The following is a 19,894-nucleotide window of genomic DNA, read 5'->3' on the forward strand; positions in this document are numbered from 1 at the left end:
CGGCAAATTCAGTGCGACGAGACATAAGCCGTATCAGCGAATACTGCCGGGATCGCGAAGCTCTCGCGCATACGCTTTGCCTCTGCGGCAGGCGTCAAGCCAAACAGACGCCTGAATTCCCTGCTGAACTGGGACGGGCTCGCATAACCCACAGCGTGTCCCGCCGCCTCCGCGGTTAGCTCCTTGCGCACCATTAACAGGCGAGCCTGATGAAGGCGCGTCGACTTCACATATTGCATCGGCGACACCTGCGTAATTGCCTTGAAGTGACTGTGGAAACTCGGAATGCTCATACCCGCTTCGTCGGCCAGTTGCCTTACGTCGAGGGGCTGCGCATAGCTCGCATGAATCAGGCGGAGTGAGCGGCCTATCTGGCCGAACTGTCCTCGCATCGCCAAAGCCTCGCGCAACGAGCCTCCCTGGGCTCCGGTGAGCACCCGGAAATACAGTTCACGCAGCAGCCCGGCGCCCAACACAGCAGATTCGAGTGGCCGATGCATCGCCTCGAGGAAGCGCAGCACGGACGCTTGCATTGCGTCATCCATCGGCGTCGACATCATGCTTTGAGGTGCTGGTGCGCACTCCCCCACGCCTTCGCGGTCGATCCGCTCCGCAAGTTCGGCGGCCAATGCGAAATCGAGGTGCAGATACAGCGCGAGCAATGGGCGCTCCTCGGTTGCGTCGGTCTCCATGCTGAACGGCACGGGCACGGACACGGCCAGGTAGTGACGCTCGTCGTACAGGTAGAGCTGCTCGCCGAAATAACCTCGCTTGCGGCCCTGGCAGACGATCACGATACCGGGATCGTACAGAACGGGCGTGCGCGATAGCGCCCGGTTCGACCGCAAGATGCGGACGCTCGGCAGTGCCGTCAGGTTGTAGCCCTCGTCGGGCGCCAATGCGCGTAGCAGGACAATCATGCGTTTCTGGCTTCGAGAAGATAGACCTGGATGCTGGGTCGAAGCGCGTATCGTGTTCATAGTTTTATGCAAGAAAATCAGCGGAATTCGGCTTAATTTGCCTCGCTGGTCAGATTAGTATGCACTCTCCAATCGACATTCGGGAGAAGCTTCAATGGCAACCAGCAAAACTCTGCTCATCACCGGCGTCAGCAGCGGCTTTGGCCGCGCACTCGCACAGGAAGCGCTGTCGGTGGGTCACAAGGTCGTCGGTACGGTGAGAAGTGCCCAGGCAAAGCGTGAATTCGAGTCCGTATCCGCGAATGCCGCTTGGGGACGCGTGCTCGACGTGACCGACTTCGACGCCATCGACGGCGTCGTGGCGGAAATCGAGGCTGGCGTCGGACCAATCGATGTGCTGGTCAACAATGCCGGCTACGGCCACGAGGGCATCATGGAGGAATCGCCGCTCTCGGCTATGCGCCGACAGTTCGATGTGAATGTATTTGGTGCGGTCGCCATGATGAAGGCCGTCCTGCCGTTCATGCGTGAGCGCCGCCGCGGCCACATTCTGAATATCACATCGATGGGCGGCTACATCACGATGCCGGGAATCGCTTATTACTGCGGGAGCAAGTTTGCGTTGGAGGGCATCTCCGAGGCGCTTGGCAAAGAGGTCAAGCCCTTCGGTATTGCCGTGACGGCCGTGGCGCCGGGCTCATTTCGCACTGACTGGGCAGGTCGCTCGATGACGCGGACCCCCCGCTCAATTTCGGATTACGACGATATTTTCAATCCCATCCGCCAGGCCCGCGAGGAAAAAAGCGGCAAGCAGCTGGGAGATCCCAGGAAAGCGGCGCGCGCAATGCTGGCCGCCATGGCAGCGGATCATCCGCCCACGCGTCTTTTGCTCGGTAGCGACGCACTCGGGCTCGTTCGAGACAAGTTGTCGGCATTGAACGTGGAAATCGATGCGTGGGAGGCTACCACCGTTTCGACGGACGGCTGATGAGCGCCGAGGCTAAGAAGCTGTCGAGAACCGTATCCCGCGGCGTCGGGTGCGAACGAAGCGATGCTTGCCCGATCTGAAAGTCCGTTGGCAGCGAGGATTTGTTGAGCCAGACGCGAAAGCTCATCGAAGGCGGCTCGATGCTCGAATGGATTAAGGGGCGAAGGAGATGTATGACCAACGTCCCGAGGATCAGCAACATCGCGCCTGCAACGCTGTTGTTAGTGCGCAGCAATACATTGGCGACGTAAAGTGTCAACGAGGTCAACACCATGTGGCCGGCGATGCGTATCGACCGCGGGTTCATCATTTCACCTGGAATTCGTTGCGCAGGGTCCGAAGATTCGGACGCCACCGGTGAGGACGCCCCCAGACGATCCAGGCACGTTACCCGGATCGTCGGAGAGGTGTCGGGCGAGCCATCTCGCGGTCAATTACCGAAGAAAAGGTTGCAATAACTTGCGGGGCCGACGCACGACGATGGCGAGGGCGTCGACACATGCTGGACACTGCCGGAAGCTGCGGTGCCGTTGGTCGTCGTACCGCCAACGTCACTGTTGCCCGCCTGCTGGCTGTCCTGTGCAGCGATCTTCGCTTCAGCAGCCTGAATTTGCTCGGGATACTTCGTATGGTCGCCGTCGCCCATGTGATAGCCGGCCTGCTCGAGACGGATCAGTTCCGCGCGCACCTGCGCACGGGTGACGGGCGCGGTGCTCTGAGCGAAGCTGACGACTGGGCTGGCAAGCGCACAGCTGGCGAGGACAAGGCATGCAAGGGTTTTCATCATGGAGCTCCTTGATTCATGGCTAACTTAACAATCGGGAAACCGAATAGCACACTGCAGCCAGTTCTGCAGACAAACTGGAAGTTGTGGTTGATATGGGGTGTGGAGTCGTCCGCGACTCAGCTGGCTTAACTCGGTGGCGTATTGCGGATCATGTCGATCTCCCTGAAAGTGAGGTGGAAAACGTCGCGCATGTACGCACTGCGTTTTCCGCATCGGCCGGTTATAGAGCCGTACTCGTAACAGGCATTCGACAAGAGAAGAACGCGGGCCGTTGTGCGGTGATTGACGCCCTCCTTGTATCGAATTATGTTGCATTATTGCGCCGTGTAATCGTGTCAGTTGTAGTTACGTCGATAATTTGATGTTCGGCATTAAATGTTCCTTTTCGGGAGAATAAATGTTGGGTGTCGCTTTACGATTATTCGTTAGAGTGATTTCTTGAGAGTACGGCGCACGCCTGGTTACGGATGCAGTTCGACGCGGCACACACGGAGCGAGCACCCAATATCGCAATTGGCGAGCCGTGCTTGATCAGGACAACCGCGAGTTACTGGTACTGCGCAGCGCGAGAGATCAGCCTCATACTTACCCTCGTTCAGCAGCTTTGACGGTCTTCCGCCCAACGCTCGGCACAGCGGGCACAATCTCAGGTAGGGACCACCTGCGTGGATCACGAACTTTTGTTCGGCAAAAAACAGAACACTTGTCCATCGACTTGCTGGCGGACCGCTAGCACAATGGCGTGTAGCTGCACCTGATGCCCGGAGGCCTGTTATGGCGTCCTGTACCCGAACACCACGTGATTCCGACGCGGGCGAAAAGCCCGGGGCCAGAACATCACTGTGCGCGGGCGAAACGGCTCACACAATCGAGCGCCGCAGATTCGCTGAATTTATGAATCTTTTTGTGGGACCGGTTGCAGCACTCAGTACTGAGCAGAATCTCCTCGTCAAACGCGAGTTATTGCAATCGCTGTCCCGCCGATCGGTATATTGGATCGCGCTATTGCTGGTCGGAAGCCCGTTCTGGTTCGTATTTGGATCGTGGATCAAAACATCGGATATTTATCCCTTGTTCCGTGTCGTCTGGATCCTGGGACTGTGGGGGATAGCCGCTCCTTTGGCAGCATACTTGCTGAAAAAGACCATGACGCTCCCGAAGCACGCCAGCGTCAACGCGGTCGAGCAGATGCACTGGGCATGGGCTGCATTGGTCATGCTGACATCTTTCTGGTGGGCGGCGGCCAGCTTTGGGCTCATCCCACCCAAATTCGTGGTCCTCCATGGTTATTACTTTAGATTCGGCCGGTATGGCTTTCTGGAACTGACGATGATCTGCCAGGCATTTACGTTGCTGCTGCTCGCACCCAGTCTTCGTGCGGCTTTAGGGGCACTCGTGATTGGCACTATCCCATTCGGATTTAACATGGCACCACTGTTCTTTATTAACCGGCCAGGAATGTTTGACTGGTATACGGCTCAAATAATTGGCTATTGTGTCGTCGCATGGTTCATTTGCAACGATCAGCAACGCACATGTGTAAAAGAGGTTGTTCTCGAGGAGGCGCGATCTCAGGCTGTGGCGGCAACGGCGGAGAAGAACCAATTTATCGCCGCAATAAGCCATGACCTGCGTCAACCGCTCACCACGCTCGGCCTGAAGTTAGATTTCATCGAGCGGGGCATTAAATCGACCAATCTGGTTGAAGACGTCTCGATTGCGCAAAGGCAAGTGGATGCAATGGAAGGGATGATTAACGGGGCACTGGATATCTGCCGCCTCGAGTCCGGCACCTGGAATGTAGAAATTCAGGAGGTGGCGCTGCCTTCCCTTTTACGCGGCATAGTCGTGGATATGCAGCCGCTGGCTGAGGCAAAGGGGCTGAAGTTAAGACTCCGTAGTCGCCCCTATCTGGTCCGTACGGATCGACATGCGTTGGACAGGATCGTCCGGAATATGGTGATCAATGCGGTCCGTTACACGCCTTCCGAACAGGGAGGAAAGAAGGGACATGTTCTGGTGAGTTGCCAGAGGCGAGGCAGCCGCATAAAGATAAGCGTCTGGGACAACGGGATCGGTATCCCTGAAGGTCGACAGGCGGATATCTTCAAAAGCTATGTACAGGTCGATAATCCCGAGAGGAATCGTGAAAAAGGGTTCGGCCTGGGTCTGTCCATTGTCCAGGGTCTCGCGAACCTTCTTGGTCACAAACTGAACGTGGACTCGACACCAGGACGTGGATCGCGTTTTTCGGTTACGGTCCCGTTCATGGGACTCATACCGCCGGCGTTGCGCGAGGTTCAAACGGTTGAAGACGGCGACCCGGACCTGACCAATATGGTCGTGGCGATCATCGAGGACAACAGCGACTTAAGAATCGAAATATCGATGCGCCTGATCGAGCATGGCTGCTACGTCGTGGCGGGGGAATCATCATCCGGCGTCATCGAGCAGTTGCGCATTGAGGCTCTGGCAAGCGGTCCGCACTTCATCCTCTCCGACTACCGGCTGGAAAACGAGGACGGCATTGCGGCGATTACGGCGGTCCGCGCTGCTACCGACGCTTCGATCCCTGCGATCCTGTGGTCGGGAGACACCTCGTCAGCTGTGCTCAAAAAAGTAGCCGTCAGTGGCATCAAGCTTTTGTCGGGACCGGTTTCGGAACGAACCTTATTGACCGCACTTGCAGAACATAAGCCAAAAACATTGACCGAAGGCGGGTGAAAGAGATGGCAGGGGAACACAAAGCTTGCATAACGGAGCGTAGCTGCACTTGATTCTCGGAGGCCTGCTATGGCGTCCCGTATTCAAACACGACGTGATTCCGACGCGGGCGAAAAGCCCGGGGCCAGCACATCACTGTGCGCGGGCGAAACGGATCACACAATCGGGCGCCGCGTATTCGCTGAACTTGTGAATCCTTTTCTGGGACCGGTTGCGGCACTCAGTACCGAGCAGAATCTCTATGTCAAACGTGAGTTATTGAAATCGCTGTCCCGTCGGGCGGTATGTTGGACCGTGCTAGTGTCGGTCGGAGCCTCGCTGTTGTGCGTATATGGATCGTGGATCAAAACGTCGGATAGCTACCGTTGGTTCCGTGTCGTCTGGGTCCTGGGACTGTGGGGGATAGCCACTCCCATGGCAGCATACTTGCTGAAAAAGACCATGGCGCTCCCGAAGCACGCCAGCGTCGACGCGGTCGAGCAGATGCACTGGACGTGGGCTGCAGTCGTCACACTGACATCGTTCTGGTGGGCGACAGGTAGCTTTGGGCTAACCCCACCCGATTTCTCGGGCCATGCTCCCTACGTCAAATTGGCCAGTTTTGGCTTCCTTGAGTACACGCTAATCAGCCATACATTTACCTTGCTGCTGCTCGCACCGAGTCTTCGTGCGAATTTAGGTTCATTCGTGCTCGGCGCTATCCCGTTCGGATTTAGCTTGGGACCACCTCTATTTATTCACCGGCCAGCAATACTGGGCTTTTATACGGCTCAACTGATTGGCTATTGTTTCCTCGCGTGGTTTATTTTTTACAGTCAGAAACGCGCATATGTTAAAGAGATTCTTCTCGAGGAGGCGCGATCTCAGGCTGTAGCGGCAACGGCGGAGAAGAACCTGCTTATCGCTGCGATAAGCCATGACCTGCGTCAACCGCTCACCACGCTCGGCCTGAAGTTAAATTTCATCGGGCGGAGCATTAAATCGACCAATCTGGTCGAAGGCGTCTCGATTGCGCAAAGGCAAGTGGACGCGATGGAAGGAATGATTAACGGGGCACTGGATATCTGCCGCCTCGAGTCCGGCACCTGGAATGTAGAAATTCAGGAGGTGGCGCTGCCTTCCCTTTTACGCGGCATAGTCGTGGATATGCAGGCGCTGGCTGAGGCAAAGGGGCTGAAGTTAAGACTCCGTAGTCGCCCCTATCTGGTCCGTACGGATCGACATGCGTTGGACAGGATCGTCCGGAATATGGTGCTCAATGCGGTCCGTTACACGCCTTCCGAACAGGGAGGCAAGAAGGGACATGTTCTGGTGAGTTGCCAGAGGCGAGGCAGCGGCATAAAGATAAGCGTCTGGGACAACGGGATCGGTATCCCTGAAGGTCGACAGGCGGATATCTTCAAAAGCTATGTACAGGTCGATAATCCCGAGAGGAATCGTGAAAAAGGGTTCGGCCTGGGTCTGTCCATTGTCCAGGGTCTCGCGAACCTTCTTGGTCACAAACTGAACGTGGACTCGACACCAGGACGTGGATCGCGTTTTTCGGTTACGGTCCCGTTCATGGGACTCATACCGCCGGCGTTGCGCGAGGTTCAAACGGTTGAAGACGGCGACCCGGACCTGACCAATATGGTCGTGGCGATCATCGAGGACAACAGCGACTTAAGAATCGAAATATCGATGCGCCTGATCGAGCATGGCTGCTACGTCGTGGCGGGGGAATCGTCATCCGACGTCATCGAGCAGTTGCGCATTGAGGCTCTGGCAAGTGGTCCGCACTTCATCCTCTCCGACTACCGGCTGGAAAACGAGGACGGCATTGCGGCGATTACGGCGGTCCGCGCTGCTACCGACGCCTCGATCCCTGCGATCCTGTGGTCGGGGGACACCTCGTCAGCTGTGCTCAAAAAAGTAGCCGTCAGTGGCATCAAGCTTTTGTCGAAACCGGTTTCGGAACGAACCTTATTGACCACACTTGCAGAACATAAGCCAAAAACGTCGACCGAAGGCGGTTAAAAGTGATGGCAGGGAAACATGAAGAGCGGTGTAGCAGAGATCTTCACGACAGTCGCGTATCTGCTGCCCCACTTCCAAGGGTAAGCTCGGCATTGACTCGAAGTGCAGCTTCGACGCGGTTTCTGACTTGAAGTTTGTCGTAAATAACACAAGAAACCTGTCTGACATGTCCCTCGGAGACGCCAAGCTCTCTTGCGATCTGTTTACCTGAGAGGCCACGTGCAATGCAACGCGCCAAATCCCACTCTCGCGGAGAAAGCCCAAGATGATGCTGATTCTGGCTAGCTGAGGGCGCTTGTGTCGAGCAGGCAAAGCGGAGCAAGACTTCTTCCGGAATCCAGAGTTCACCTCCTAAGATCCTGCTCAGTCCAATGAACATTTTTTTGTACGCGCCTCCTTTCAACAGGATTCCCCGAGCGGCGTAGTCACGCATGCACATTCGCAAAATTTCAACTTCATGATCGTTTCCAGGAGCAAGTCCTGTGCAGATGACCACGGGAACATTGGATGGATTTCCGGCCTGAAAATGCTCAAGTGTCGCGGCGCCACGATTCTCACCATCCAGATTAAGATCCAGGAATACCAGGTCCGGGGGCGGTGTCTTGTTGACTTCTTCAAGCGCGCTGGCAAGCGTAAAGACGGGCGTGATGTCGATTGGGGCTGCGCTCAGCTCCGACGCGTGTGTTTGGACATATTCGGAAAGAGCAACGCAAAGAATTTCGTGGTCATCGACCCATAGGATTTTCATGGTCGCTTCTCCTCTTTATACATCCGAGAAAAGCATCGATCGTGCGCTACGTTTGTGCGGAGCACTGCCTGACAGCTTAGCATATCGAGCGAGGCCGCAGATCCTTGAACTGCAGAGTGTTGCGGACCCGCGGTCTCTAGCGCACAGGGTGTGCCATGTTCGCGCCGTGTGCCGCGCCCCGGGCGGCACACGGCTTTGCGCGATCGAATCGGTTTGCGCGGCAGCCGCGGGCATGAAGGCGATTCGCGAGTGGTGGTGGCGCACTGACAGACTCGCGGCGAAATGTCTGCGGCGTGCCGACAGTTCGATGCTCCGAACATGTGCGAAGTGCGTCGACGTATGCCCCTATCATTTCGTCCAGGCGGTGTTGAACGACCGATGTACCTTGGAAACGGTCGTTGTCCTTGCACTCGCGCGTAAGGCCGCTTCACGCCCTGAGTCAGTCCGTCAAGCGTTTCGAGGGGGAAGCGCGAGGCTTCCAGGAAGGGGCGAGCCCCGCTTCCTCAGTGCGTTCAGATTGATGCTTTCGTCGTAGCGTTACCTTGTCTGAGGTTCGCAGCACGCGCGCCTGTACTGAACAGGCGGACACGGTACCGCGCCGAACGAACAGAACACGCAGCAGTCGCCCGGCTTCGGACGCAGCAGCGCATGACAGGCCGGACACTCGTAGTAGAACTGGCATGCATCCGTGGGCATGGTTTCCGGCGTAGCGGTCCCGCATTGCGGGCAGGTCAGCACAGAAGCGAGAACGACATTGCTCACGGTGACGGTCCTCCTGTCGAAATCAACCATCACCGCGCTGACGCCGGACGCCGTCCGACGGAGCAGCGCTCCACCGTCGCTGACGTACCAGATGGTCGAGCGACAAGGCTCCGGCGCCCCGGCACAACAGGACGAGCAGCATGGCTGCCCACTGAATATGCGTCGGCCACGCCTGCGGGTACACAAACAGCTCTATCACGGAGGTCATCCCGAGCAAAATCAATGCGGCGGGCCTGACGCCCAGGCCGAGCACCAGCAACACCGGCATGCTCAGTTCTATCGATACGGTAATGTGTGCTGCCACATCCGGCGGCAACAACGGCAGCCTGTATTCGTCGCGAAACAGTTCGAGCGCCGCATCCCAGTTCGCGAGCTTGGTCATGGCCGAATTCCAGAAAATCGTTGCAACCGCGAGGCGCAGCGGAATGGCCAGCAGCCAGTAAGGCACGTTTTCCAGCAACTGAACTGCGCACTGAAATACGCTATGGCCGTCTGCAGGGTTGGAGAGGCGAGTCATGTCGATGATCCCTGGTCGATCCGAATACGGCTGGCAATCTGCGACGTCTGGGCGAAGCATCCGCGTGCAAGGTAGGCGCCAATGAGTGCAAGACCATCCGCTTCCGGCGCGCGTGCCAGCGCCGCGCCGAGCGCCTCGCCCGCAAAAAGCGCCTTGCTGATGCGCCACTCTCCAGCGCTCAAGCGCAGGGTATCGACGCCTTCATCGACACGTTGCACGAGCAGATGCACAGGCTCGTCCGCGAGGTCGATTGCGCGCAGCGCCGCGTCGTCCTGCTGGAGCACGGCGCGCCAGATCGCGTCAGCGGGAGCGTCGCAGCGCAGCAACCGCGTCGCCGGATGAGGCGATAACCGCAGCAAGCCGAGCGCGCCCTCGTCGAGCCGTGCGAGATGTACTGGATCGAGCGGCGCGATGTCGGGTGCGTGCAGCACGCCATTCACCTGCCATTCGAGCTGCGCGACGTCGACCACATAGGGTACCGATGCGAGTTGTGGCGTCCGCGCGAGGAAGGTCGGAAACTGTGCGCCGTAGTCGTCGAGCCATGCGCTGTGTGGCGGCGAAGCATGCATGAACAGGCGCACTGCGCCCTCAAAGAAGTCCCCGCCGACCAGCCGCTGCACGGCGGGAAAGGCAAGCCGCAGCGCATTGATCAGCACACCTTCCGCTGTGTTCCGATAAATGTTCAGGCATGCTTGCGGATCGAGACCATCGGCCAGCACGGTGGCGGCGGCGCTTTCATTGGCGCCTTCGAGCAGGCTGCGGCGCATGGCCTGTTGAAGATCAGCCATCGATGGCGTGTGCATGTTCATGGCGAACCGCCTCCAGTGCTGATTCCGCCGTTGCGGCTTCCTCGATGAGTACGTCGAGCGGCGGCACGTCGGTGTCCCATTCGATCAGCGTCGGCACCGGCCCGAAGCGTTGCAGCGCAGCCGCATAGAGCGCCCACACCTGCGCCGCGACGCGTGAGCCGTGATCGTCGATTCGCAAGACCTGGCCGCCTTCTAATTGCCTCACGCTGTGGCCGGCAAGATGGATTTCGTCGATGGCCGCCGGCGGCAGCGCGTCGAGATACGTGTGCGGATCCCATCCGTGATTGCACGCGCTGACGTAGATGTTGTTCACGTCGCACAGGAGCCCGCATCCCGTGCGTTGTGCGAGATGCGCGAGGAACTCCCACTCCGGTATTGTCGAATGCGCGAAGCGAAGATAAGTGGACGGGTTCTCCACGAGAATCCGCCTCCCGAGTGCCGTCTGCATCCGATCGACGTTCCGGCACACGACGTCGAGCGATTCTTCGGTCATCGGCAACGGCAGCAGATCGGCGAGATACGTACCGGCCGTCACGCTCCACGCAAGATGCTCGGAGACGAGGCCAGGCTGTACACGCGCGACGACCTCGCTCACGCGTGCAAGATGTGCGGCGTCGAGTCCATCGGCGCTGCCGAGCGAGAGGCCCACACCGTGCAGGGAGACCGGATAGTCGCGGCGAATCGCATCCAGATAACGCGTAGCGGGCCCGCCGCCCATGTAGTTTTCAGTGTGCACCTCGAACCACGCCGCGGCCGGTCGTTCATCGAGCACGGCCCGATGATGGCGAAAACGCAGTCCCACGCCGGCCCTCGAAGGAATCGGGCTGGCCGGCGCGCGCGTGCGGGCGATGGTTGCGCTCATGGCCGCAGCGCCCCTCAGCCTGCCTTCGTCTGGCCGCCCGCGATCTTGCTGCAATCGCCCGCGGGCAACAGCACGAATGACTTCGGGTCGCGCCCCTGAGTGGCCTGGCCGGCGCACGAGTGCGCCCCTTCTGCACAGTCGTTCTTCGCTACCGCGTTGATGCCGTAGCACTTTTCGAGGTGGTTCTGTGCCATTCTGGCCATATTGTCCTTCACGACCTGCGGCGGTTTGCCCATACCCTGCGCCTGCGCGGGCAACGCCTGCATTGCAAGCGCCATGCCGACCGCGGCGGACAGCGACGACATGGTCAAAGCGGACTTGCTCATAGTATCTTCTCCGAGGGTTGGGATCGCGAAGCTGCGATCTCCTAAGCAGATTCGGTCAGGCGCGGTCAAAGGTTACGCCGCGCACCAATAATTTTTTGCGCAGATCGCCTCTTCCACTGACTGCAACGATGTCCGACTATCGACACCGCAGCGTCGCGCGCATGCTGCCCGAGCGGTCCACACCGGCTGGCGGGGAACCGCGCAGCGCCACGCTGGATGACGCAACGCGGCCCGACGGCACGCCCGACTGGTCCGTTTTGATGGCGCGCGCGCAGCAAGGCGATCGCGACGCCTACCGCCGGCTGCTGCAGAGCATGACGCCGTATCTGCGCAACCTCGCGAACCGTCATGGGGTCCGTCCCGACGCAGTCGAGGACGTCGTGCAGGACGTCCTCGCCACCGTGCATCGCGTGCGCCATACCTATGACCCCGCGCGACCGTTCGGCCCCTGGCTGCTGACCGTCGCCATGCGCCGCATCGTCGATACGCTGCGCCACGCTGGGAGTCTTGACGCCCGCGAGGTGCCGCTCGACGATGAACATGAAACCTTGGCCGACCCCACAGCGAATCTGATGGAAGAGGCCACCGATGCGCGCATGCTGCGCGAGACGATCGAGCGTTTGCCGCCCGGGCAGCGCGACGCGATACGTATGCTCAAACTCGAGGAGATGTCTTTGAAAGAGGCGGCTGTGGCGAGTGGAATGACTGTTGCCGCGTTGAAGGTCGCTGTGCATCGCGGGCTGAAAGGCCTGCACAAGCTCCTGACGCAAGGAGACCGCAAATGAGTCCGACCTCCGATCTGATCGAGTCGCTGGTTGCCGATGCGAACCCGGTGCGCCCGCTGCGCCCGCCCGCCGTGCGGGCGGTCGGCTGGCTCCTGTTCGCAGCACTCGTGCTCACTCTGGTCGGCGTGGCGCACGGCATGCGGCCTGACCTCGCCGCGAAGCTCCATCAGCCGGTGTTCGTGACGGGCGTGGCGGCAGCCGCGTTGACGGGCATTCTCGCTGCCGTCGCGTCGTTCGTTGCCAGCGTGCCGGGAAGGTCGCTGCGCTGGCTACTGTTACCGCTGCCCGCGCTGGTGGCATGGGTTTCGACGATCGGCTACGGATGCTTGATCAACTGGGTGGAGATCGGCCCGGACGGCATGTCGCTGGGGGAAACCGCGCGCTGTTTTGCGACGCTCGGCCTCACGGGCATTCCGCTCTCGCTCGCCCTGCTGATCATGCTGCGTCACGTGGCGCGGCTCGCGCCCGCTCCCGTGGTGATGACGGGCAGCCTGGCCGTTGCCGCGCTCACGGCTGTGGCTCTGTCGATGTTTCATCCGCTCGACGCGACGGTCATGATCCTGGTCTGGAATTTCGGCGTCGCGGCGATGCTGTTGCTGGTCAGCGCGCGGTACTCACATCGATTGTTCGCGTGGGTCGCATCGCCTGTCCGATGACAGCCTTGTCGGATCTTGTTGCATCAAGCGCGCGCGGATATGGTGAACCGTTCGAAAGACAGGTTCTGCATAGTCTGCTAGCGAACGCGAGACACGTCACCCCTCGAATCAACGCTTCAGCGCAGATTGGCAGGCAACGCCTGAAGGCCATACACGAGCACATCGGGATTCTTCGTGATAATCCTGCGCAACGAGGCCTCCGCCCGTTTGATCGCCTTCTCCGCCTCACTAGCCGACAGACCTTCGATCGCGGCGCGCAGCCGCTCCGTCACCCATGCGTGGTATTCGGGGTGGTGACCATTGCGCATATAGATGAACTCCTGCTTTTCGGGATTCCATTTCATCCAGCCGCGCATCTGACCGTGTTCCTTGAATTCTTTGATCAGATTCATGTCGCTGTCGACTGTAAAGCCGAGCCGCTCAAACATCCGTTTGTTTTCGGCACCCAATGGACCGTACTTGGTACCGATATGGTGTGCCTCCGCCACATCGACGCCCGCCTGTTTCGCGCTCGTCGACGAAAAGGCGTTCATCTCGGCCTGCTGGGACGCAGGGTCGAACTGCCGCTGCGTCGATCTGATGTCCTCCACGATGCCGGCGCGCCGCAGATCCTCCTTCGTAGGTTCTTCCCCAGCCGCTTTCAGATCAGCGAAAAAGCCCCCTTCCGTCTTCTTGCCCTTTCGACCTTTCCCGCTGCCCATCCCCGGCGGACACGGAACCTTTGCGAACGGAGGCGGCGAATGAAATTCACAGCCGACGCCGGACGGCACAGTCGGATCCGGCACTTCGACGACTTCATGACCTCCGCCTACCGACGCCCTGCGATGCCCCGGCTCGCCGGCAATTTTCTCGGGCGGATGGTCTTTGACGAAGTTAGCGGCATCCGTGGGATCTAACTGTGCCGTCGGTGGCGTGCCGGGTTGGGGAGACGCCTCGCCCGCGCCTTGCGCCGCCGATTGCTGGGCGTTCTCGATATCTTCGACCGCTTTTTCCGCCTGGTTGATCGTCGAGTCGAGCGCCGCTTCGTCCGATGCGCTCAAGCCTCGCAGTTGCGCGCGTCGTACTCGCATGTCCTTGATCGCCTTGCGAAGCGCAAAGGCGCTCTTGCCCAACGCCGCCACGCCTCGCGCCAGGCCATAAATTCCGACGACGGTTTCAACAGTTCCCCATATCTCGAGGAAGCGCTCGCCATCCGCGCCGAAGTGCTCGAGAATCAACCCACGATGATCGTTGATCAACGTCCCCGCGACGCCGACCACCGCCGACGCGCGATCCGCGAACTGCAAGGCCTTGGCGCCGCGAAGTGCCCATGCGCCTCTGGCGGCCTTCGCTCCCGCAGAAACTTCGCCGCCGAAGCCCATCGTGAGTCCCGTGAAGACCGCCTCACCCGCCATGGTGTAGGCCTTCGTCGTTTCCTGGTTGCCAAGTTCAAGCAGATGCATCGCGGGAACGTAGATCACCTTTCCGCCTTCGTCGTACAGGTAGAGGCCCACGACCTGATCGGGATCGAGTTCGACGCCTTCGACACCGGCGGCAAACAGCATGCTCGGCAATCGTTTAGCGTCCTTCCAGTGCTCCGTCTTCATATGGCTTTTCACCCAGATCTTCCCGTTGTCGAGCCGTTCGACGCTCAGGCTCGCGGAGCTGAACTTCGTGAAGCCGATGCTGGAGAACGGAATCACCATCGCCTTGTCCTTGGCCTCGACGAATTTGTTGACGTCGATGCGCTGAGCGCGTGCCGTCATCAGGCGCTCCGCCTGTTCCTTCTCATCGTCGCCGAGATAGCCGGATGTCATCTCGTCGTAGAGCCGCAGAAGCAGCTTGCGGCCCTCCTCGGTCTGCGCCAGCGCATTCAGCTGTCCGTCGCTCGCGTGCGAGGCGAAGCCTAGCGCGACATCGTCGCGATCGGTCGAATGCAGTTCGTCGAGGGTCGCGTCGACTGTTGCGATGTCGCCCCGCGACGCGATGCCAAGCAGGTCGCTGCCGAGCTTGTCTTCGTCGAGGAAGTTGAAACGGGTTGAACTGTCGATCAGTTGCGCCGGGCTTTTTTGTGGCTCCGAGCGCGCATCCGCTTGCACCGGCGCTTTCGGTTCGGCGGGCGGGATCTGCGTGGCCGGCGCTTGTCGTTCGGCGCGATCAGGCGGGGGCGTGGCAGCGCGTTTGGCTGCTGGTGCAGCGGGTGCCGCCTGTTTGTGCGGAGTGGACGCGCCTTTCGTGGTGACGCCGAAACCGGCTCCGCTCGTCTGCGTAAATCCGTCCTCGGTTTGGACCTCCGTGTCGTAGATCGAGAGCTCTCCCGCTGCGCGTAGTGCGCCGTATCGTGGGTCGATGCTTCTGCTCGCGTCTGAATAGGCAGGGGTGACGATATGAACGGACTCGCCGCCGTCTCTTTCCCTGAAAATATCGACCTGCGCGGCGCCGGAGCTTGCTTTGTATTGAATGGTCATAAGCGCAGCGCCATCGAACACCACGACCAGGCGTCCTGGCTCCTGCTGCACGGACAGGCGCCCCGGTTCTTCCTTCGCATCGTTCTTTGCTTTGAGCGCGATTCGCACAGGTGACGCCGTCAGCGGCGGAAAGACTGCGCGATGTAACACGCTTTCGCCTGCGCGATCTGCCTCGGCTTCGAGCGAAGTTTCGCAAGCGTGCGCGGAACCGGGCCGGGACTGTTGCACGACGTGCGCCAACTCATGCGCCAGCAAGCGGTGGCCCGACGTCGTCTGCGGCGCATATTGGCCGCTCGCGAACACAATGTCATTGCCCACCGCAAAAGCGTGGGCATTCAACGCGCGCGCGGATGCGCCGGCCTGAGCGTCCGCGTGCACTTTCACTTTGGAGAAGTCGCGTGCAAAGCCTCGCTCCATCGGCCCGCGCACCGATGGGTCTAGCCCTTGACCGGGCGTCGCCAGAACCTGGTCGACGACGGGCGAAACGGCGCCGATCTCGCCGGCGTGAGCCGCTTTTCTTTGGATGGACGAGTTCTCGTGTGCACAGCTCGGACAATACGTTCCCGTTTTCCGGCATGCGCAATCGCCCCGCAAACCGGATGAGCCCGCTTCGGAACGCGCCGCGGCACTGCGCGACAGCAACATTGATCGGCTCATACGGTCACCTTGATATCTGATGGTCCGCAGGCACCATCGCGCAAGGAATGAAGCGAAAGCGCCTCATCGTTCCACCCTCGAATAGCGGAAGTTCTTCGACCCGCCAAGCGATAGCTCCACTGTTCAAATGCTATGTCAGATCCATCTGGATGCCAAAGTTATGGCCCCAGCACGACTCCTGTCAGCTCGTCGAAACCCATTGCTTGAGTGACGGGTCGCCTCCTGGGTTTCGGATCCAGCATGGATCGCACGCGCTGCCCGATCGCCGGATGGTCCCGCTCGACACGGTCGTTGAGATCGAGGGCACGCACCCGTCGTTGATGGGCTCATGTTCGCGGGTAGAATCGACAAGAGGTCCAGTGCCGTTTGAGAGAGTTACCGCAATGACACGTCAGATCTTTATTGCAGCCCCTTCGGGGATTCACGCCGGCATCGATTTCGGCTCGGTGTATGCCGCGCTGATCGAACCGGCAGTTGGGTCTGCAGAGTTCACGGTGTTCCATGCGGATGCAACGCCACCAGGGGGCGGCATAGCCGACGAGGTTCTACAAAACCTTCTGATCGCCGATATCGTGGTCGCCGACCTCACCCTGGAGAACGCCGCCGTAGCGTACATGCTGGGCGTGCGCCACGCGCTTCGTTCGCACGGCGTGGTCACGATCAGTGGCCGGCCGGCGGCCGCTTCACTCAACGCCGGCTACGCCGTGGCGCTCCACTATAGATTGAAAACCGGCAAGCCCGATCCGCGTTGGGTGCATGAGGATATTTCCTCGCTCGCGCGTCTGCTACGGGAGGCCACACAGGCGCCTGCCGGTTTTCCGCCGAACCCGCTTCGTGCAAGACTGCCCTTGCTCGAGGAGCCGGCAACGGAAATGCTGCGAGTCGACGGTACCCGCGAATTCTGGAGCAATGAGAAGCAATGGCGCGATCTGGTCGCGGTGGCGGGGCGCGAGCGCAGGCCAGGCGACCTCATGATGCTCGCCGAGGAAGCGCCCGTGACTTCGGCCAGCTGTGATGCCCACCTCGAGGCCGCGGCGCGCCTCAGGGAGCTTGGACAGGAAACGATCGCACTCGAACAGATCGAGCGCGCGCTCGCACTCGAACCGACTCATCTGCCGAGCCTGCGTGAGAAAGGTTTATTGTTGGGACGCCTCGGCCGATTCGACGAAGCGAACAGCCTGCTTCAACGGATCGCGCAAGATCCCCGCGATCACGGTCGGACTTTCCGCGTGCTTGCGAAGATCGCGAAATACCGGTGGACGCACGCGTGGCGGATCGATGCAGCCGATCCGGCGCACCGCAGGGAAAGGGCGGCCGCAAGCATCGACATGTTGCATGAAGCGCTTAAGGCTCATCTAACGGCGATCGCGCACGACGGCTGCGACCTTCCGCCTGGGATCGACATGGCGATCCTCGGTGATGCATGCCGGCGCCTGACAAGTGCCGCTCGACATGCCACGCCGCTCGCCGACTTCATCGGCGCCGCCCGCTGGGCGGCACAGCTCGCCCTCACCCATCAACCCTCGGAACCCGACAAGTTCTGGCAAACGGTGGCGCGCGCGGAGCTTTGCATACTTGCGGACGACATGGAAGGCGCGGCCTGTGCGTATCGGAGCGCGATCGCGGCGGCCGATCACGACTGGTACCGGCTTCATTGCGCAGAGCAACGACTCATGTGGATGGCGGATCTAGGCCTTTGGCCAGCGAACGTCGAACTGACGCTCCGCATGGTCCAGCAAGCGCTCGAGCACGTGAAATCGCCGCTTCGTCCTCGTCATGTCATGCTCTTCTCCGGCCACATGATCGACGGGCCTTCACGACATGAGAAGCGCTTTCCGGACGAAATGAAGGATCGAGCCAGAAAGGCCATTGGAGAAGCGCTCGACAAGCTCGGCGCAGGCCGCGGAGATCTTGCGCTTTGCGAGGGTGCGTGCGGAGGTGACCTGCTCTTTGCGCAAGCGGCGCTCGAGCGGAACATGGATCTGGAACTGCGCCTGCCATTCGACGAAAAGCTGTTTCTGGAGAAGTCGGTCGGCTTTGCGGGCCAAACGTGGCGGGACATGTACGTGAACGTCAAGAAGGATCTCCGCACCTGCGTCTACTGCATGCCGGACTCTCTCGGTCCGACGCCAGAGTCGGACAATCAGTACGAACGCGTGAACCGCTGGCAAATCTATTCGGCGTACGCGCTGGGGCGGCAGGCGGTGCATGTCATCGCCCTTTGGGACGGCCGGGAAAGCGAAAAGCGGGGTGGCACGGCCCACCTGGTCAGCGCCGCTTCCCAGCGCTTCGAATCGATCACGATCGTCGACACCCAGCGCCTGCTGCGTCAAAGCGCGTAGGTCAGTCCGAATTGAACGACATTGCGAATTGACTTGCGACGAGCCGCAGCCAGCGCGCATTGTTTTCATTGAGCCTGTTCAGTACCGATTCCAGCCTTTTACTCAATGGCTGATCAGCCGGCTGCGCGTCGCATTCTTGCGTGGAGAGTTCCGTCAACTCCGTGACTGTCTGCCGGAATTCGTCCCGCGCGGCAAACATTTCTTCATGCAGGCTTCTGTCAAAGAAAGAAGCAAATGTCGCGAATCCCGGGATACCGGCGCCGCGTGAGATATTCCTGGTGCCCTGATAATCGGCAAGCGTCCCTTTTGCCACCGCCCGGAATTCAGCAGCCGTGGCGGCACTGTAAAACTCATCTCGTCTTTTCTTCAGAATGACGAAGCGTGCATGCAACGTGACACGCATAATCCTGATCAGCATCGCCGGACGCTCCGGTATCGCCCGTGGCAACCTCAATGCGAGTACGTCGAGAAGTTTTTCGACATCCGGTTTCACGAAAATGACGCTTATCGAGGTCAGCCGGTAATGTACGGTGTCGTGTCGCGATATGACGGGAATGCAGACCTCTCCATCCTGTTCAAAAGGGGTTAGGGAGGACGGAATGGCATGCGGGTCAAAATGCGTCATGACCGCGTCCAGTTCCGACACCCAGGCATTTTTTTGCGCATGCGGTCCCTGCAACAGGGTCGCCCATGTGGTGGCGGCATGCGAGCCTGCCGCGAGCACGTTCAATCCCCCCTCGTTGCCCTTCACCATGCATTGCTCGGGCATCAGTCGACCGTTGCCGTCGTATTGTGTCGATACTTCAATTCGTTGCTCATGAAGGTGCGGATCCACCGCCGCTTCGGAGAACAATGCGGCGATGTCCTGCGCTGCCGCTTTTGCCAGTCCACGATAGCGGCTGTCGCCTGCCTCGTCTCTGATAGCCGGATTCAACGGCTCCCTGCACGAGAAGAGGCCCTCGACAAAAACCTTCTCGAAAAACTCGAGAAGCTTTGGAACCGTCGCGGAACTGGCCTGATAGCGGTCGAACACGTACTTGAGTTCGACATGCTCGTTCTTGATGGTCACGATGGCGCGGCTTTCCTCGCTCGATGCCGAGCCTTTCCCGCCGCGCTTGAAGCGCCCGACCTCGTAAAACGGCCAATGCATTTTCATGTCGGCATGCGGGTAAAGCAGGACGAAACCGTTGGCCGACGTGGTGTGCTTCTCGATCCACGCGAGCCAGTCTGTACCAGGGTCCATGTCCTCGTGGATCTTCACATCCAGACGCCTGTCCGGATCGAGCTCGACAAGCGCCTCGCGAAAGCGCTTGGCAATCGCACTATATTCCGAAGTGTGACTGACAAAGAGCTTGAATCGCTTTTTGCTTGAAATGTCCATTTCGCGCACTCCAGGCGGCTCGTCATCAGGAAGACACCTTTAATGAACCCCGAGGTAGCCTCGGAAATCATTTCTGCTCGGGACGGCGCTTCGCTAGCAGCGGCGCCCAACGTTTGGCGAATAACCTTGCACGATTTCAGGGCAATGAAGTGTGCGGCTCGTTCGTT

Annotated in this window: 17 protein-coding genes and 1 pseudogene; 6 read left to right on the top strand and 12 right to left on the bottom strand. The window is 59.8% G+C overall.

From position 1 onward, the window contains the following. Positions 1-8: 8 nt before the first annotated feature. Entirely contained in the window at positions 9-920 is a 912-nt protein-coding gene (locus F6X40_RS12475; protein WP_262421452.1) for an AraC family transcriptional regulator, read from the bottom strand. 154 nt (positions 921-1,074) lie between these two features. Here F6X40_RS12475 and F6X40_RS12480 point away from each other — a divergent pair, with 154 nt between their 5' ends. Beyond that, on the top strand, positions 1,075-1,908 hold the full coding sequence (locus F6X40_RS12480; RefSeq protein ID WP_187628063.1) for an oxidoreductase: 834 nt from the start codon (positions 1,075-1,077) through the stop codon (positions 1,906-1,908). Here the strand turns inward: F6X40_RS12480 and F6X40_RS12485 are convergent. Beyond that, complete coding sequence (locus F6X40_RS12485) at positions 1,883-2,218, bottom strand: hypothetical protein (protein WP_187628064.1); 336 nt, start codon at positions 2,216-2,218, stop codon at positions 1,883-1,885. The genes F6X40_RS12480 and F6X40_RS12485 overlap by 26 nt on opposite strands. A 120-nt stretch (positions 2,219-2,338) precedes the next feature. Continuing rightward, positions 2,339-2,695 carry a DUF4148 domain-containing protein gene (locus tag F6X40_RS12490; RefSeq protein ID WP_410452414.1) on the bottom strand — a complete coding sequence of 119 codons (357 nt, stop codon included), beginning with the start codon at positions 2,693-2,695 and terminating at the stop codon, positions 2,339-2,341. Positions 2,696-3,469: 774 nt separating this feature from the next. Between F6X40_RS12490 and F6X40_RS12495 the strand changes: the two genes are divergently transcribed. Both F6X40_RS12495 and F6X40_RS12500 read left to right on the top strand, forming a co-directional pair. Next, positions 3,470-5,419 (top strand): hybrid sensor histidine kinase/response regulator, encoded by a 1,950-nt coding sequence (locus tag F6X40_RS12495; protein WP_187628065.1) that lies wholly within the window; start codon positions 3,470-3,472, stop codon positions 5,417-5,419. A 69-nt stretch (positions 5,420-5,488) separates the two neighbouring features. After that, entirely contained in the window at positions 5,489-7,435 is a 1,947-nt protein-coding gene (locus tag F6X40_RS12500) for a hybrid sensor histidine kinase/response regulator (protein ID WP_187628066.1), read from the top strand. A gap of 43 nt (positions 7,436-7,478) precedes the next feature. Here the strand turns inward: F6X40_RS12500 and F6X40_RS12505 are convergent, their stop codons facing one another. The 6 genes from F6X40_RS12505 to F6X40_RS12525 all read right to left on the bottom strand — a co-directional run bounded on the left by F6X40_RS12505 (position 7,479) and on the right by F6X40_RS12525 (position 11,459). After that, entirely contained in the window at positions 7,479-8,183 is a 705-nt protein-coding gene (locus F6X40_RS12505; protein WP_184062315.1) for a LuxR C-terminal-related transcriptional regulator, read from the bottom strand. 537 nt (positions 8,184-8,720) lie between these two features. After that, a complete protein-coding gene (locus F6X40_RS42260; protein WP_316251807.1) occupies positions 8,721-8,945 on the bottom strand; it encodes a GDCCVxC domain-containing (seleno)protein in 225 nt (74 codons plus the stop codon). A 22-nt stretch (positions 8,946-8,967) separates the two neighbouring features. Further along, positions 8,968-9,462, bottom strand: coding sequence for a DoxX family protein (locus F6X40_RS12510; RefSeq protein WP_187628067.1), 495 nt, complete (start codon positions 9,460-9,462; stop codon positions 8,968-8,970). Continuing rightward, positions 9,459-10,271 (bottom strand): DNA-binding domain-containing protein, encoded by an 813-nt coding sequence (locus F6X40_RS12515; RefSeq protein WP_187628068.1) that lies wholly within the window; start codon positions 10,269-10,271, stop codon positions 9,459-9,461. Before F6X40_RS12515 ends, F6X40_RS12510 begins: the two co-directional genes overlap by 4 nt. Next, positions 10,243-11,133 carry a DUF692 domain-containing protein gene (locus tag F6X40_RS12520; protein WP_187628069.1) on the bottom strand — a complete coding sequence of 297 codons (891 nt, stop codon included), beginning with the start codon at positions 11,131-11,133 and terminating at the stop codon, positions 10,243-10,245. Before F6X40_RS12520 ends, F6X40_RS12515 begins: the two co-directional genes overlap by 29 nt. Before the next feature lie 14 nt (positions 11,134-11,147). After that, the gene (locus F6X40_RS12525; protein ID WP_187628070.1) at positions 11,148-11,459 is read right to left on the bottom strand and encodes a DUF2282 domain-containing protein; all 312 of its coding nucleotides are present in this window, start codon (positions 11,457-11,459) and stop codon (positions 11,148-11,150) included. Positions 11,460-11,620: 161 nt separating this feature from the next. Between F6X40_RS12525 and F6X40_RS12530 the strand changes: the two genes are divergently transcribed. Both F6X40_RS12530 and F6X40_RS12535 read left to right on the top strand, forming a co-directional pair. Next, positions 11,621-12,244, top strand: coding sequence for a sigma-70 family RNA polymerase sigma factor (locus F6X40_RS12530; RefSeq protein ID WP_262421444.1), 624 nt, complete (start codon positions 11,621-11,623; stop codon positions 12,242-12,244). Beyond that, positions 12,241-12,900, top strand: a complete 660-nt coding sequence (locus F6X40_RS12535) for an NrsF family protein (RefSeq protein ID WP_187628072.1) — start codon at positions 12,241-12,243, stop codon at positions 12,898-12,900. Before F6X40_RS12530 ends, F6X40_RS12535 begins: the two co-directional genes overlap by 4 nt. A gap of 116 nt (positions 12,901-13,016) precedes the next feature. On the opposite strand, the gene F6X40_RS12540 is transcribed toward F6X40_RS12535, so the two are convergent. Both F6X40_RS12540 and F6X40_RS43500 read right to left on the bottom strand, forming a co-directional pair. After that, complete coding sequence (locus tag F6X40_RS12540; RefSeq protein ID WP_262421445.1) at positions 13,017-15,455, bottom strand: hypothetical protein; 2,439 nt, start codon at positions 15,453-15,455, stop codon at positions 13,017-13,019. Positions 15,456-15,572: 117 nt separating this feature from the next. Next, positions 15,573-16,004: pseudogene (locus F6X40_RS43500) on the bottom strand (DUF4157 domain-containing protein); the annotation flags it as partial. Between the two features lie 383 nt (positions 16,005-16,387). Here F6X40_RS43500 and F6X40_RS12545 point away from each other — a divergent pair. Then, positions 16,388-18,346 carry a hypothetical protein gene (locus tag F6X40_RS12545; protein WP_187628074.1) on the top strand — a complete coding sequence of 653 codons (1,959 nt, stop codon included), beginning with the start codon at positions 16,388-16,390 and terminating at the stop codon, positions 18,344-18,346. Position 18,347: 1 nt separating this feature from the next. Here the strand turns inward: F6X40_RS12545 and F6X40_RS12550 are convergent, their stop codons facing one another. After that, entirely contained in the window at positions 18,348-19,727 is a 1,380-nt protein-coding gene (locus F6X40_RS12550; protein WP_187628075.1) for a hypothetical protein, read from the bottom strand. Positions 19,728-19,894 lie beyond the last annotated feature (167 nt).

Source organism: Paraburkholderia sp. UCT31, assembly GCF_014397655.1.
In the GTDB taxonomy this organism is placed as follows: Bacteria; Pseudomonadota; Gammaproteobacteria; order Burkholderiales; family Burkholderiaceae; genus Paraburkholderia; species Paraburkholderia tuberum.